11 protein-coding genes are annotated in these 13727 nt (G+C 41.9%); 1 reads left to right on the forward strand and 10 read right to left on the reverse strand.

What is annotated here, in order from left to right; all coding sequences use genetic code 11:
- Positions 1-452 precede the first annotated feature (452 nt).
- Positions 453-2876, forward strand: a complete 2424-nt coding sequence (locus NH399_RS02785; RefSeq protein ID WP_253036904.1) for an Ig-like domain-containing protein — start codon at positions 453-455, stop codon at positions 2874-2876.
- A gap of 182 nt (positions 2877-3058) precedes the next feature.
- Here the strand turns inward: NH399_RS02785 and NH399_RS02790 are convergent, their stop codons facing one another.
- From NH399_RS02790 to NH399_RS02835, 10 genes are all read right to left on the reverse strand, one after another.
- The gene (locus NH399_RS02790) at positions 3059-3673 is read right to left on the reverse strand and encodes a hypothetical protein (protein WP_253036905.1); all 615 of its coding nucleotides are present in this window, start codon (positions 3671-3673) and stop codon (positions 3059-3061) included.
- Positions 3674-4354: 681 nt separating this feature from the next.
- A complete protein-coding gene (locus NH399_RS02795) occupies positions 4355-5515 on the reverse strand; it encodes a hypothetical protein (RefSeq protein ID WP_253036906.1) in 1161 nt (386 codons plus the stop codon).
- Positions 5516-5626: 111 nt separating this feature from the next.
- The gene (locus NH399_RS02800; RefSeq protein WP_253036907.1) at positions 5627-5884 is read right to left on the reverse strand and encodes a hypothetical protein; all 258 of its coding nucleotides are present in this window, start codon (positions 5882-5884) and stop codon (positions 5627-5629) included.
- Between the two features lie 193 nt (positions 5885-6077).
- Positions 6078-6302 (reverse strand): hypothetical protein, encoded by a 225-nt coding sequence (locus tag NH399_RS02805; RefSeq protein WP_253036908.1) that lies wholly within the window; start codon positions 6300-6302, stop codon positions 6078-6080.
- An 890-nt stretch (positions 6303-7192) separates the two neighbouring features.
- The gene (locus NH399_RS02810) at positions 7193-7957 is read right to left on the reverse strand and encodes an efflux RND transporter permease subunit (protein ID WP_253037499.1); all 765 of its coding nucleotides are present in this window, start codon (positions 7955-7957) and stop codon (positions 7193-7195) included.
- 23 nt (positions 7958-7980) lie between these two features.
- The gene (locus NH399_RS02815; protein WP_253036909.1) at positions 7981-10287 is read right to left on the reverse strand and encodes an efflux RND transporter permease subunit; all 2307 of its coding nucleotides are present in this window, start codon (positions 10285-10287) and stop codon (positions 7981-7983) included.
- 2 nt (positions 10288-10289) lie between these two features.
- Positions 10290-11408 (reverse strand): efflux RND transporter periplasmic adaptor subunit, encoded by a 1119-nt coding sequence (locus NH399_RS02820; RefSeq protein ID WP_253036910.1) that lies wholly within the window; start codon positions 11406-11408, stop codon positions 10290-10292.
- Entirely contained in the window at positions 11408-12160 is a 753-nt protein-coding gene (locus NH399_RS02825) for a TetR/AcrR family transcriptional regulator (RefSeq protein WP_253036911.1), read from the reverse strand. The genes NH399_RS02820 and NH399_RS02825 overlap by 1 nt, the downstream gene beginning before the upstream one ends.
- 323 nt (positions 12161-12483) lie before the next feature.
- Positions 12484-13086 carry a hypothetical protein gene (locus NH399_RS02830; protein WP_253036912.1) on the reverse strand — a complete coding sequence of 201 codons (603 nt, stop codon included), beginning with the start codon at positions 13084-13086 and terminating at the stop codon, positions 12484-12486.
- A complete protein-coding gene (locus NH399_RS02835; RefSeq protein WP_253036913.1) occupies positions 13083-13592 on the reverse strand; it encodes a hypothetical protein in 510 nt (169 codons plus the stop codon). The genes NH399_RS02830 and NH399_RS02835 overlap by 4 nt, the downstream gene beginning before the upstream one ends.
- Between the last annotated feature and the right edge of the window lie 135 nt (positions 13593-13727).

A 13727-nucleotide genomic window follows, 5' to 3' on the forward strand; every position in this document is an offset into this window, starting at 1 on the left:
TAGAGTACAACGAGAGTCGACCTCATCAAGCTCTTAATAATCTGTCGCCTAAAGAGTTCCTAAGTAACAGCGAATTTTGATGAGCCCGTCTTCACTACAAGGTGGATCTAAAAATGGGAGCCGGTCAATGTCAGTTCACAATTCGAACCTGACATTGCCTCAATGGGCTATTCTCTTCAAAGCCAGACAGGATGGTAAGTTTAAACTTTGAGTTTAGGTCAAAGAAAGTTCCTTAAAATCAATATGTTACCTGGCTTACTCAGATTACTCCTCAACGGTTAATGAATCGCTACTTCTCAAATAAATGCAGTTGATAATAATGTGAGCTAATCCACATATTGGCATCCTCAATATATTTTTATTCCTCAATCCATCACTCCTTTCGTCTTAGAGATAAACGCAAGATAAATCGCGCTATGAACTCTCAATTGACACAGAGGAAGCAACAGAAAATGAAAGCTATTTCGCAAAATCAATTAGACAGGTTTTTATTCAATTGTCCTGTCAGATTAAGACACTCTATTCATAATATTTTCATTGCCCTCTTACTCATCTGTACGCTAGCAGGCTGTGGAGGCTCAGGTGGTCAAACTTCAGAGCCGCAGCCTCAACCACCAGCGGTTAACAATGCGCCTAGCGCAACAGCCGCATCTGTAACAACCGATCAAAATACTGCGGTTCAAATCACTTTGTCGGGAACCGATCCGGATGCTGATCCGCTAACATTTGCACTGACCAATCAACCTCAGAATGGCAGCCTGTCAGGTACGGCCCCCAATCTGACCTATACTCCTAAAGCAGGCTATTCTGGCAATGACTCATTTACTTTCACTGTGAATGACGGAAACTTAACAAGTGAGCCAGCCACCGTCTCTATAACGGTTAACGGCACTACTGGACATAACCATCACTGCACGATGATACCTGATTTCGCCAGTGAGAATTTGATGACCCATAAAGCCGTACAGTCTGGCATCTGGCAAGATGCTGCGACCTGGGGAGGACAAGTTCCTGGTAATGGCGCAATTGTACAAATTCCAAAGAATGTTACTGTAACAATCAATAGTCTCGTATCGGAACGTCTGGAAACTGTTCGAGTCGACGGCTCTTTACTATTTGCTCATGATCGCAATACAGAATTAAATGTAGATACTCTGGTCAGTACATGCCCAGGTTTGCTACAGATAGGAACCTCCTCTCAACCTATTAATGCCAATGTAACGGCCAAGGTCACTTTTATTGACGATGGACCTGTTGCAGATACCAAACGCCTTGGCCGTGGCGCAGTGTTAATGGGTACCACAACGATATTCGGCGCCGCAAAAACACACAGAGCAATCATAAGTCCACAAGCTAAAAAAGGAGATATTCAGTTAAGGTTGTTAAATACTCCTAGCGGTTGGCAAGTCAATGATCAATTAATTATCACAGGGACAATCATGAATGATCCTAGAAGTGATGAGCTTCGAACAATTACGGCTATTGATGGCTCCCTGATCACATTAAATGACTATTTGGCTTTAAATCATCGGGCACCTCACCCTACCCTAAATGTCTACGTTGCCAATGCCAGTCGTAATGTCGAATTTATATCAGAAAACACGGCCACTCTACATCGTGGACACATTATGTTTATGAGTTCTAATGTTAATGTACAAAATGCGAGATTTACCGAACTTGGTAGAACAGATAAGACTCGACCATTGAATGATTTCGAGTTTGTTCCGCATCCAGACGCAGGCGATGATTTTGCGTCTTCAGCTGATGTGGTTGCTCTGGGCGGAGAAAATCGACGCGGTCGTTATGTTATTCATTTTCACCAGGTAGGCGTCATGCCAAATTCACCGGCGGCTTTAGTTAAAGGCAACGTTGCTTTCAATGGTCCAGGCTGGGGTTATGTTAATCACTCATCTCATGTCAATTTTATAGATAATGTCGCTTATGGCTTACAAGGCGCAGGTTTCTATACAGAGGCTGGTGATGAAATAGGTACTATACAAGGAAATATTGCAATCCGTACCTATAACCCCAGTTTTGTATTAGATGATCAAGGAGCCATTGATCCCGATCTCGGTGCAAACTTGATAGACTTTGGTAATGACGGTGATGGCTTCTGGTTTACTGGTAACCGTGTCAAAGTGATTAATAATGTTTCTGCAGGTGCCTCTGCTCATGGTTTTATTTACTGGACTGATGGCATCATGGAGCCAACGCAACCGACCTCAGTTCGCACAACTGTCAATGTTAGTGACATAGCCAACGGCCATCTAATTACCAACAGACAAACCATTCCCGTTTGGTGGGCACCTATGGCAGAAAACAGTGGAAATGAATCCTATGGTGCAACCGTGGGTTTCCGTTCTCGATATGTTAACAGTGCTGCTTACACATTTGAAAATGGCGCAACGGCGTTTCATCAGCCTCCACCACAAGCTTATATCGATACCTTAAATCCAACAGTGAGTAATTTAACTGTCTGGGGCTCCAGAGATGGGGTGCTGCTTAACTACAACGAAAGAATGAGTCTGAAAAAAGCGCGCATCGTAGGTTTTGGAAAAGATGTGAGTGTATTCAGTCCTAATCCTGGTACGGCGAAATCAGGTATAGGACTTGACGTAGGAAACGATGCCACCCACGGACCTGCACAGATAAGCGATGTGACGATTGAAGGTTTTGGTATGGGATTCGCGACACCGGTCAATAGCACCTGGCAAATCAATAACGTCACGATGAGAAATAACGCAACAGATATGTATATCCAACCTCCTGAGCCTGGCCCTGCTGAAGTGATTTTTAGTAATGTGATCTATGACACCTTTCAAGTGATCGACAATCAACCTGGAGTGTTACCACCACATATTATTGTTAGAAACTAGCCTCTCCTTCATGATTGGGCAGAAGTTATATCTGCCCAATCTTAAATTTTGGGGTGCCTTTTCTAATAGTTGTTTCATCAAGACTACTTTCGATCTGATAACCACCATTGATAAGTGGCTCAGAGAAACAGCAAACAGCCTCGTTCATTCCTTGGACAAGATTGTTTTTGGGGTACATATTTCTAAAGTTGTGCATTCATGTCTTTGATAACTTTGTTAATCACATCATCAGTAACAAACGCTAGCCTTTGTTTAATATCATCTCTTTCATAGAGTGAAAACCATTGATTCTCTTTTGATGACCAATAAGCTTTGCTATACGCTGTAAATCGTCGACCGTTAACTAACAATTCCAATTGACATGAAACATTGTCATCACTGGCGCTTTTTCTTACATACATGTGACCACCAGTATTAGCAAGAATAGCTCCCGCTACAATATCTTGGTGATTATTCGAGCCTGTCACGGTCCAGTCGATAATATGTTGAAACTTTATTAACTTAACCTGTCCTACCTTATGTTTAAGTTCTGACTCCAGTTTTAATTTTAAGTATTTCACCTTGTCAAAACTAAATCTTTCATCTTCAATTTGCTCGATGGTGTCGCCTTTAAAGCCGCCTAATTTACGTGCCTCATGAGCACTTTGTGGGCGAGCGTCTATAAGATCTACATTGTAGAGTTTTATATTAGCCAACTGTTCATGTTGGAGTTTCACCTGGTAGGCTTCTCCGTGGAAGGCGCAGCCAGTGGTTAGGATGGCAATAATTGTAACTACTAGTAACTTGAACTGTTTCATTTTTACCTCTTAACTTCTATTCGTAATAAGCCTTGGAGCTACCCCTGATATATCCATCTAGCATCCAGATCAGTATTGAAAAATAAGGATACGAGGGTATCAATATGTCCGCTAATCTCCCTTAAAAATTCAGTCAATTCGTTTGAATTCCCAACAATCCGTTTAAAATTTCGGCATTAAGTAAGATTTAGAATGCCTTAGTGAGAATTGTTTAACATATTTAAAATATAGGCCCTTAAGACCAGCTCATGAAATTTCCTTTATACAGCCAACTTATAATGATTCTCGATTCATAAGGAAGGGTCTTTAAATTAGCCAACTACTTTAGCCCTACATGGCAATACTATAAGCAAGTGCCAACAACCCATAATAGTTTAAACGAAGGAGATTTGTTTAAAGCAGATGTTAACAGCAATCAACCATTGGTCGCGGGGCCTGCACTGAAAAAGTCATCAGGGTCGGGAGTTGGCACGGGTGGTTGTGGCTTAAAATCAGCCAAGGTGTCTATTATAGATATATGTAAGTAATATCGTTATACAACAATCCTTATGCTGTTATTTAACGGCATAAGGATTCTCACTTTCCCTTTTCTCTCAAAACTTATCGAAACCAACAAAAAAGGTCACGATCACTTTACACTACACATCCCTGCTCAATATTTGCAAGATTCTCTTATATATTTTAAATACCACGAGTCTGAAAGTATGTATTTAATTTTTGATATCGGTTATCTTGAGTAAGATCTGGTTTGGCTTGTGAAATTTCCTCTAAGCATCGACCTAGCTCACTAGGTGCCCATTGCTGCTCTACAATTAGCACACTAAGCAATTGTAAAGCTTCTTCAGGAAAGAGGCTGGAAAGGCCTGACTCTTTCAAAAGATGAACTGCATAGTCTTGATGTTCGAGTGGTTCTAGCCAATCAGATACTAAAGCTAAAGCTTTTGGAAATTCTTTACGAGACGCAATAACTAATCGAGCCAAAGACTCCGCTATCTGAGGGGTCGCCAAATCGCGTGATTTTGGCCAAATATTTTGCCAAAAAGGTTGGCAGCGGTTACGCCAATATTCCTCGCGTTGATCTGCCGCACCTTCTAATGCTTGTGTTAAAGCTCGCGCACAGTGCTCGAGGCCATCTTGCGGTAATGCATCAATTGCTGACCTTAGTTCATCTACTGTATACTCTTCAGTAGGACCTAATGCAGTATAGGTTAAGAAGATAGCAAACTGTTGGCGATGTTCACCAAGCTCAATATAGTGATCCGCACATTCAAGCAAGTAAGTTTTTATTGCAGTCAACAAAGGTTGGTATAAGCGTGGGGACCAAAGAAAACCTTTCCATACAGCACTTGCTTCCACAGGATTTTCCCAACTGAAAATCGGAAGCATCGGTAGCATTGGAGCCGAATAGGTTTTAAAAGTTTGTTTAGAACGTTTTGCAGCAGTGTGAAAGATACGATCAAAGTTAGTTGTTACCATTCGTAATGCGCCTTCGCGACTACGTGCCAAGCGCAGCAAAGCTGCTTGCGTATCGAAGGCTCCTTTTCGGCGGAGCTTGGGTTGTGATACCTTAGCTAATGCACGACGAACCGATAAGCGCTGGCCAGGTAAACGGCGTTCCAACAAATCTAGTGTCGCGTCAAACTGCCCTCGCTCAAATGCTTCTTTTTCAATATCAGAAATACTAGTACCACATTCAGAATAGATTTGTTCTACCAACCCTTTAAATCCAGGTAAACCGGCTGGATAAGAAATACCCGCACCACAGAAAAACACTATTCGGCCTTCTTCGTGCGCTTGTAAAAGTACATCTGGTATATCTGGGCCATTAGTGATGAATTGCAAAATTTCACTCCATTTCCGTTTACTTCGTTTTTGCCTTGAAGATGGACATTAGAACTGGTTTTAAGCTATATCATTTGCGTACTTATATGGTAGCAGCTGTGCTCAGTTCCTCTAATTTTTCGGGTACCAAGTTTCATGATGAACTTCCTCACCATTTTCATTTTTCTGAGTAAGCGTAATCGACTGTGTGTGAGGTGCTTTTATATCTGTATGATCTTCTAACTTAACATAACCGACAACATCACCGGTCCCATTAATAATTTCATAATGATCGATATCAGTTTGACCAAGGCTACCTTTTAGTCTGTGTGAGACATGTATCAACTGGTCACCATCATTTAAATTCTTGAGCCTTTCTCTCCAAGGCATACTTAATTCCTCTTATTAATAATTTGCATGTCTATTTTGATTTGCTGACGATCAATTTTTCTAGCTCAAAGGCCCAAACCTTAGAACGAGCCCCAAAAGTTCAGCAGAGCTATCTATCAGAACCTTGGTCTCGGAGGCTTTTTTAGTCGTATTACTACAAGAATGCATGGATTGAACACCTTTAGTCAGTTTGTTATACTTTTTCTTTAACCGCTGAACCAGTTAGAAAACCAATAAATGCGCCAACGCTATACTTAAGTAACTCTTGACCGGTAGCGACTATCATTCGTGAGTCGTCCCATGTAAACCAATTTCTGGAGGATGACTGACTATCAGGAGCGCCGATCGCTCCCAATATTAGAAGTAGCGCTGACATTAGTACCAAACAACCTAGTAAAATAGTTATTTGTTTAATCATCTTTCTTCTCCTCTTCACTATAAGCCTTCATTCTTGCACTAACTCTTGCAAAGTATCGCCTCAGTGCAAAAACAATTACACACTTTCCCACTCATTACCAAAAGCTTTGAAAGCATGTTTCCTAGCTTACCATTTCCAACATTAAGCAAACTCCATAGTACAGAACCTGCTATTCATGAACTAAACCATTAAAACGAGCTATCATTCAAAACTCCTTAAATTCTCCAATCGTGCCCTCGCTTTTGATAGAATCAAACATCTTAGCCAAACTAGGAGCTTATCAATTACTCCAACTATCCTTGCAAACGTTTGGTTGTTCGAAGTGATAGTGTCTAAATACATCAGAAACATTGCTCATTCTGAAAGACTACAAACAAAATATCCTTAACGGATCGGATAGAGCAATTTATTTGTGGCGAGATATCAACTGTCTAGACTCAACTTCTAACTCCTAAAATCAGCAAACATCCTTCTCAAACTAGCTTTCTAAACGATATTGTATTTCCCAATACCATTTCCTCTTACTTTAGAAAAGTAAGGTTAGGTAGTCGTCCACATTGTAAATTTTATAGCACAATCCAAATAAATAACAAATAGCCATAAAAGCGCAAGCGCAATAAGAGATAAACACCAAAGTAGTATTAAAAAACTAAGTGCCTAAACGTTATTGATGAAACTCTCTTACAAGTTGAGTCAAAATATTTCATCAAACTCATCTACTGTAAACAAAAAAGACCCAATCGCCAAAATGATCAGGCCTAGTACTAGTTCTCTTAATTACCTAGCAGCGCCCTGCTTTACTTGCACTACACATCCCAGCTTAATATCCACTTAGAGCTAAAGCTAGATTGAGTGAGACAAGAGTAAAGAAACAGCTTCATTTAAAATCATCAAGCAACTTCTGCAACTTTATTGATGCCAACGGTTTGCAGGCTACTCTCTATTTCGTTATGAGCTACGTCTTCTTGACCTTTTTCTTCAAGATTTTCACCCAGGAGTAAATAAACACAAGGTAAAATAAACAGCGTGAGCAGTGTTCCAATAAACATTCCTGCAACCAGAATAATACCAATACTATTTCGAGCTTCTGCACCCGCGCCAGACACCATCACCAGCGGGAAGTGACCGATGACCGTTGCCAATGTAGTCATCAAAATAGGTCGTAGGCGTACTTGTGCGGCTTCTTTGATCGCGATAATTTTTGACCTGCCTTTTAGTTGTAGCTCGTTTGCAAATTCCGTTATCAAAATTCCATTTTTTGCCACAAGCCCAACCAAGGTAATAAAACCTATTTGTGCGTATATATTGATAGAGGTCAGGCTTAAAAAGCTGAATAACAAGGCTCCCGATAGAGCTAGAGGTACTGAGCCTGCTAACACCACTAATGGCGAGCGGAAGCTGTTGAACTGAATTGCCAACAAAAGATAAACAACACAGAGAGATACCAACAACACCGATATCAAACTGTTTCCTTCTTTACGCAAAGGACGCGAGACCCCAGCATAATCGATGGTGTAACCTTCTGGCAAAATTTCAGCCGCCGCTTTTTCAAGAGCTGACAAAGCCGCTTCGGTTGTTGTTCCTGAGTGGATACCTCCGTAGATTCTAAAAGAACGTTGTTGATTAAATTTGGATAATGCTTGCGGGCTGGTCACATTTTCCAAACTGGCAATACTTCTTACTGGAACCAAATCACACTGGGCAATGTAAGCTGCAAGTCAAGCAACGCTTGTGGACTTTGTCGGGCATCGCGTTTCACCATAGGTATGACGCGGTACGATTTTCCACCTGCGTCATAACGATTAACGTCCTGCTCAGAAACCAGTACAGCCAATTGATCGCTCACTTGTTGAACACTTAGGCCCAAATCTGCTATACGATCATGATCCAATATCAACCGAGCTTGCGACTGATTAATTTTTAAGTCGGTATCCGCATAGGTAAAGTGACCACTTTGAAAAGCAGCGGCAATTAATGGTGCTGTATACTCTGACATCTTCTTATAAGAGTCAGAGCTTTGCACAACCATTTCTACATCAAATTGACCCGCAGTGGGCAGAGCGTTAGGCAGAATAGGTAATACTCTCAATCCGGTGATACCAGACATCTGACCGTATACCTGACCAAGCAGATCTTGCACCTTAAAATCACGCTCAGCGTAATTAACAAACTCGATTCCAGCAAAACCTCCCGGTGGAGAAAGTACCTGCCATGTTTCAGAAAAGCCAGGCAGTTGTGAGGCAACCTGAACAACATCTTGCATATAATCCCCAACATATTCCACATGAGAATCAGGAGACGACTGTATAACCATCTGAATACTGCCTTGATCTTCAACAGGCGCTAATTCTTTTGCAGACATCATGTAAAAAGGAACGATGAGCAAGGCGAAAAATAGTCCCAACGCTATTGTTTGCGAACGCCACTCAAAAATATTTTGCAACCAGCGACCGTATATATTTTGTAGACGTTCAAAAAAACGATTCACTCGTTGAGTCATCGGGCCTTCTTGGCCTTTACTGGCACTGACATAAGCGCTCATAATCGGCGAAAGAGTGATGGCAACAACACCTGAAATTAAAACCGCTATCGCAAGGGTAAAAGCAAACTCGCGAAAAAGTGCCCCCGTTAATCCGCTCACAAAACCGATGGGAGCATAAACAGCAGCCAAAGTTAATGTCATTGCGATAATGGGTGCTAATAATTCTCTGGAGCTGATCAACGCCGCCTGAATACGAGGTTTACCCTCTCGCATATGTCGAGCTACGTTTTCAACAACCACGATGGCATCATCAACCACCAATCCAACGGAAAGAACAATGGCTAAAATGGTCAGAAGATTAAGCGTAAATCCAATCATGGATATAACAGCAATGGCACCTAAAACCGAAATAGGGATCGTGACCAGTGGCACTAAAGCCGTTCGAAAAGATCCCATGAGTAATAACACTACCAGCCCCACCAGAACCACGGTCTCTAATAGAGTCTTCACAATCTCTTTAAGAGCATTGCGCATATAGATAGTCGCGTCATAACTGATACCAATCTCTAAGGCTTTAGGCAGAGATTGATTAATCGTGTCAAGACGTTTGTAAACTTCATCACCTATGCTAATCGCGTTTGCACCAGGAATGCTCCAGATAGAAATGAAAACCGTAGAATCCTGATTCAATCGCGAAAGGTCATCACCTCTATCTTCACCTAATTCTATGTTTGCAACATCACGCAGTCGGATTAAAATGCCGTTTTTATTACTCACAATCAGGGATTCAAAGTCAGCAACGTTTTGTAAAGTCGCATTAGTAAGTATCTGAATCTGGTTGCGGTCACTTTTGGTTTGTCCTACGGCGGCAAGAACATTATTCTCTCTGAGAGCTTGCAGCACTTCGTCCGCCCCGACTTCGACACTGGCAAGGCGAATGGGATCTAGCCATATTCGCATGGCTGGATTTCGCCCTCCTTCCAGACCGATTCGTTGAACGCCATCAATCGCGGCGAGCTGAGGTGTTATATGACGCGACATATAGTCAGTTACTTCGGCACGACTCCACCCTTTGCTCTGAACATCCAGATAAAACAGAGCAGCGGTTTGATCCGCGCGTTGAACACGAACAGAGGGATCGAGAGCATCTGTGGGTAACTCGAAACGAATTTGATTAAGTCGAGAAGTTAACTCGGCAAGCGCCTGACTGCTGTTCTCATTTAAGTTAAGCCAGACAGTTACGCTACTGACTCCTGCCATACTGCGAGAATCTACAAAGTCAACGCCAGGCACAGTCATCGCTACCCTTTCAACAGGATCCGTAACAAAGCCTTGAACGACATCCGCAGAGGCTCCTGGATAAACTGTTGTAATAAGCAGGTTAGTACTTTCAACTTTAGGAAACTGTATGACTGAAATGTTAAAAGCGGCTGAGATACCTGCGAGTAACAAAGCTAGAGATATCACCAGTGACACAATGGGACGTTTTACAAATAGATCCATAACTAATTCGCCTGACTGATTGGCGTAATCAACGGACGCGAGTTGCTATGAACGAGCAGACCTTCATTCAGTTTAAACGCGCCCGCTCCACTCACTTTTATATTGTCACCAATCTCTGCTGACACATAAGCAAGTCCTTCTTGCGCATTAACGACTTCGACCGGTAGCTGGCGTGCTCGGTAAGATGTTGAGTCAGGCTCAGGGTCGAGCGCATAAATAAACTTTCCATTTGCACCAGTTTGAACGGACGTAGAAGGCACCGCAAACACTGACATCACATTGCCTACAGGAACATCGATTTTGACAGCTGTGTTATGAAGTAATCCTGCGGCTTTATTAACTGATGCTCGATATAAGCGACTACGACTTTCGGCGGTGATGCCAGAATTTCCGGCAATAATGACAGCATTAAAGGATTCATCAGAAGAAGTGGTACTCACCACTTCTCCTTTTATCGCAGTGCCAACTTTTAGTGCACCGTAGAACTGTGGAACGCTAAAGTCGATCCACATGTTTTCGCTGTGTCCAACCAGAGGCGCTATTTCGGTATTTGAAGATAAGAACTGCCCGGCTTCCAATTGGTGAATACCAATCACGCCATCAAAAGGTGCTCGAATTGTGCGTCGCTTAATAATACTTTGGATGGCTTTAATATCAGCTTTCGCGACAGCCAGTTCTGATTCAGCGCGTTCGACAGCGTCTTCACTCACAGCCGATGATTTTAACAATCCAGTCTCACGATTAAAGAGTGACTGAGCAAGTTTGGCTCTCGCTTTTGCTGAAGCCAGATTTGCCTGTTGCTCGCTGATATCCAGCTGCACAATAACATCGCCCTTTTTCACCGTTGCTCCAGAAACAAAATTAACCTCTGTAATGTAGCCAGGTAATTCGTTTCGCAGAACCACTTGTTGTGGTGCCAACACTACACCAAGTGCAGTAATGCTGGGTGTGTACTCTACAGCGCGAGGTGAAACGACCTCAACGGTTTCTGAGTATTCAGGCATTGCCGCAACATTGTCTATGGCAGCTTTCACTTCTATAAATTTGAAACTTCCCAACCCCGTCAATAAGGCTAAGCTGAGGACGCCGGTCAGCGTCCAACGTTTAATAGCGGACTTCATTATCGATAACCTCGCTGTTCAAGTAATTCAATAGCTCTATTAATCCCTGCAGCATCCAGTGGATGCTTCCAAGGGAAAGAATTTAAAAACCGGTGGGCACTTTTTACGATACCGTGCTCAGGTTGCATGGGATAAGGTAATTCAGGAGAAGCAAGAAACGGCAATGAGGGTGCCAGACCATCCCCTTGACGAGCATTTCGTTGATAAGCTACTTGTGTAAAACCAACACACATCGCCCACAGACCCATCGACAGTGATTCCATCACTGATGGAGCATCTTCTTCGGATAAGACGATTTCACCAGACTCGTAAGAATCTCTGAGTGCCTGTTGAAACTCATTGGCAATGGCATGATCAAACTGAACCAGACCATCAACCCAACGTTTTGATGCCCGTTGCAAAACGGCTTTGCTACTGCATAACATTTCAAGTTGCACACCAAAAGAGTAATCGGTGAGTTCGGTGGGTGTCGCTAGATAGCCACAAATGAGTCGTTCTGGCATGGTTAAGGGAAAACGCAAAATATCAGAGTAGATGCGATGATGTTTCTTTAGCATCCTCACTCCAATAGCAACGATAACATCTTCCTTTGACTGCATATGTTTGTAGATAGTCCCCATGGATACTTCAGCTTTCTTCCCAATCGCGGCCATCGTAAAGTCGAGCAGAGAGGTTTCTTCAATGCACTCAATGGCTGCATTGATAATCAGTTCTTCCTGTTCTTGTGGGGTGTGCCTGGCTTTTGGACTCATGAGTGCTCTCTTCAATATCAAGAAATTCTATTCGAATGACATTCGAATAGAATTATTTTGGCAAGGTATTAAGAAAAAACGATTGAAGTTTAGTTCAGAAAGAACTAGAGATATAAGACCTAATGAACTGATATTTATAGATAAGTTGTAGTTCCAGGTGCAAAATAGCATTTCCTTCTATGACTCTTCCTTTCTGTTCCTCGAAAGTCTGGCCTGGTGGAGTTGCTGCTCGCACCAAATGATTCTCCCAGGATTTCGAAGCTTATCCCCTACTTACTTATAAATAGGACTCTCCTATAGCATGAAATTTATAGCCTCATCCATTAATAAATTTTTTCGTTAATATCATCGAATACATTTTGACTGGGTTTATCGAGTAATGCGTAAATTTTCAGTGCGGATTTTTTGGACTTCACTATATAGTATGCCCGTTCAAACTTCCCAAATCGCCGATCATCGCTCCATATCAAACAGCTATGATAAGAGCAGTTTCTAAAACGCCCCAAAGCACAGGATGTTCCTGAAGTCGTTGCTGACAAGGAAGGATGGGAGAGCCCTTTAATATGAACTCCGCTAAACTCAGACTTAAATGGATCCGTATATGACCAACCACACCCATCCAAATCTCTAGCTTCTCGCATAGATAATGTTTGCTCTATTGGATCCCAGGTACCAACGCCAACCAAAGAGCCGTTTCGAGTGTGAGGAAACAGGTTCACAATTTGATAAAACTTTAAGTAATACGATCCATTTTTATTAGTGCTTTGCACTTCAATTTGATAGACAGCCGAATTCGAAACTGTAAAGTACCCATCAGGATTATCAAGCTTGAAAGTTGCCGGTGTCGACTGAACGGTTAATAAGTCATTAGTATCAACTTGTTTATTGTTCTTTAAAATGTCAACCATATCAAAGGGAGGAGTCATCGTTGTTCCTCGCCAGCTAAATAAATACGTTCGTACATACTCTCAGAAACCAAACTCCGAGTTAATGTAAAACGAATACGCTCTGGCTCTCGATACTTCTTATCCTTATAGTCCAACCTTTCCGTAAATAATGTGATGGAGTCGCTACTGACGGGATTCCGGGCTTTGAAATTCGCTCTAAATCTATCCTTTTTATTGATGTTTTCTCTGCAATTACTGGCTTTTCTGTCGTTTTTCCGTTCTGGAACAAAATATCCCAGAGTTTCACCATTTACTTGATAGTCCAAATGAAAGATCATTAAACAATCGTATTTAGTGAGATACATAACGCCATAATATTTTTGTCGCACGTTATTGTCGATAGCTTGAGTTTGCCAGAGAACCACTTCAAAAGCGTCACCTAAAATTTTACCCTTCCAACCTCCAGTAAAATTAATCGACTGAGCTGAGACTGAATACATGAGGTTAAAGAGTAAAATTATTACCCATTTCTTCAAGTTGCACATATCGAGTTCCTTTTTCCAATTTACGGTGCTGACAACTATTCCAATCTCATGCCCTGATTTTCAAAACAAAAATACCTTTTGTAAAATCCATCATTGGATCTGGCTAAACTCCAGAGATCGAATCATTGAAATGCA

Source organism: Pleionea sp. CnH1-48 (assembly GCF_024124665.1).
Lineage (GTDB): Bacteria > Pseudomonadota > Gammaproteobacteria > Enterobacterales > Kangiellaceae > JAMXSB01.

Excerpts from the sequence above, each read along its gene's own strand:
- NH399_RS02785 (WP_253036904.1), top strand. The coding sequence starts at position 453 with ATGAAAGCTATTTCGCAAAATCAATTAGACAGGTTTTTATTCAATTGT.
- NH399_RS02790 (WP_253036905.1), bottom strand. The coding sequence starts at position 3,673 with ATGAAACAGTTCAAGTTACTAGTAGTTACAATTATTGCCATCCTAACC.
- NH399_RS02800 (WP_253036907.1), bottom strand. The coding sequence starts at position 5,884 with ATGCCTTGGAGAGAAAGGCTCAAGAATTTAAATGATGGTGACCAGTTG.
- NH399_RS02805 (WP_253036908.1), bottom strand. The coding sequence starts at position 6,302 with ATGATTAAACAAATAACTATTTTACTAGGTTGTTTGGTACTAATGTCA.
- NH399_RS02815 (WP_253036909.1), bottom strand. The coding sequence starts at position 10,287 with ATGGATCTATTTGTAAAACGTCCCATTGTGTCACTGGTGATATCTCTA.
- NH399_RS02820 (WP_253036910.1), bottom strand. The coding sequence starts at position 11,408 with ATGAAGTCCGCTATTAAACGTTGGACGCTGACCGGCGTCCTCAGCTTA.
- NH399_RS02825 (WP_253036911.1), bottom strand. The coding sequence starts at position 12,160 with ATGAGTCCAAAAGCCAGGCACACCCCACAAGAACAGGAAGAACTGATT.
- NH399_RS02830 (WP_253036912.1), bottom strand. The coding sequence starts at position 13,086 with ATGACTCCTCCCTTTGATATGGTTGACATTTTAAAGAACAATAAACAA.
- NH399_RS02835 (WP_253036913.1), bottom strand. The coding sequence starts at position 13,592 with ATGTGCAACTTGAAGAAATGGGTAATAATTTTACTCTTTAACCTCATG.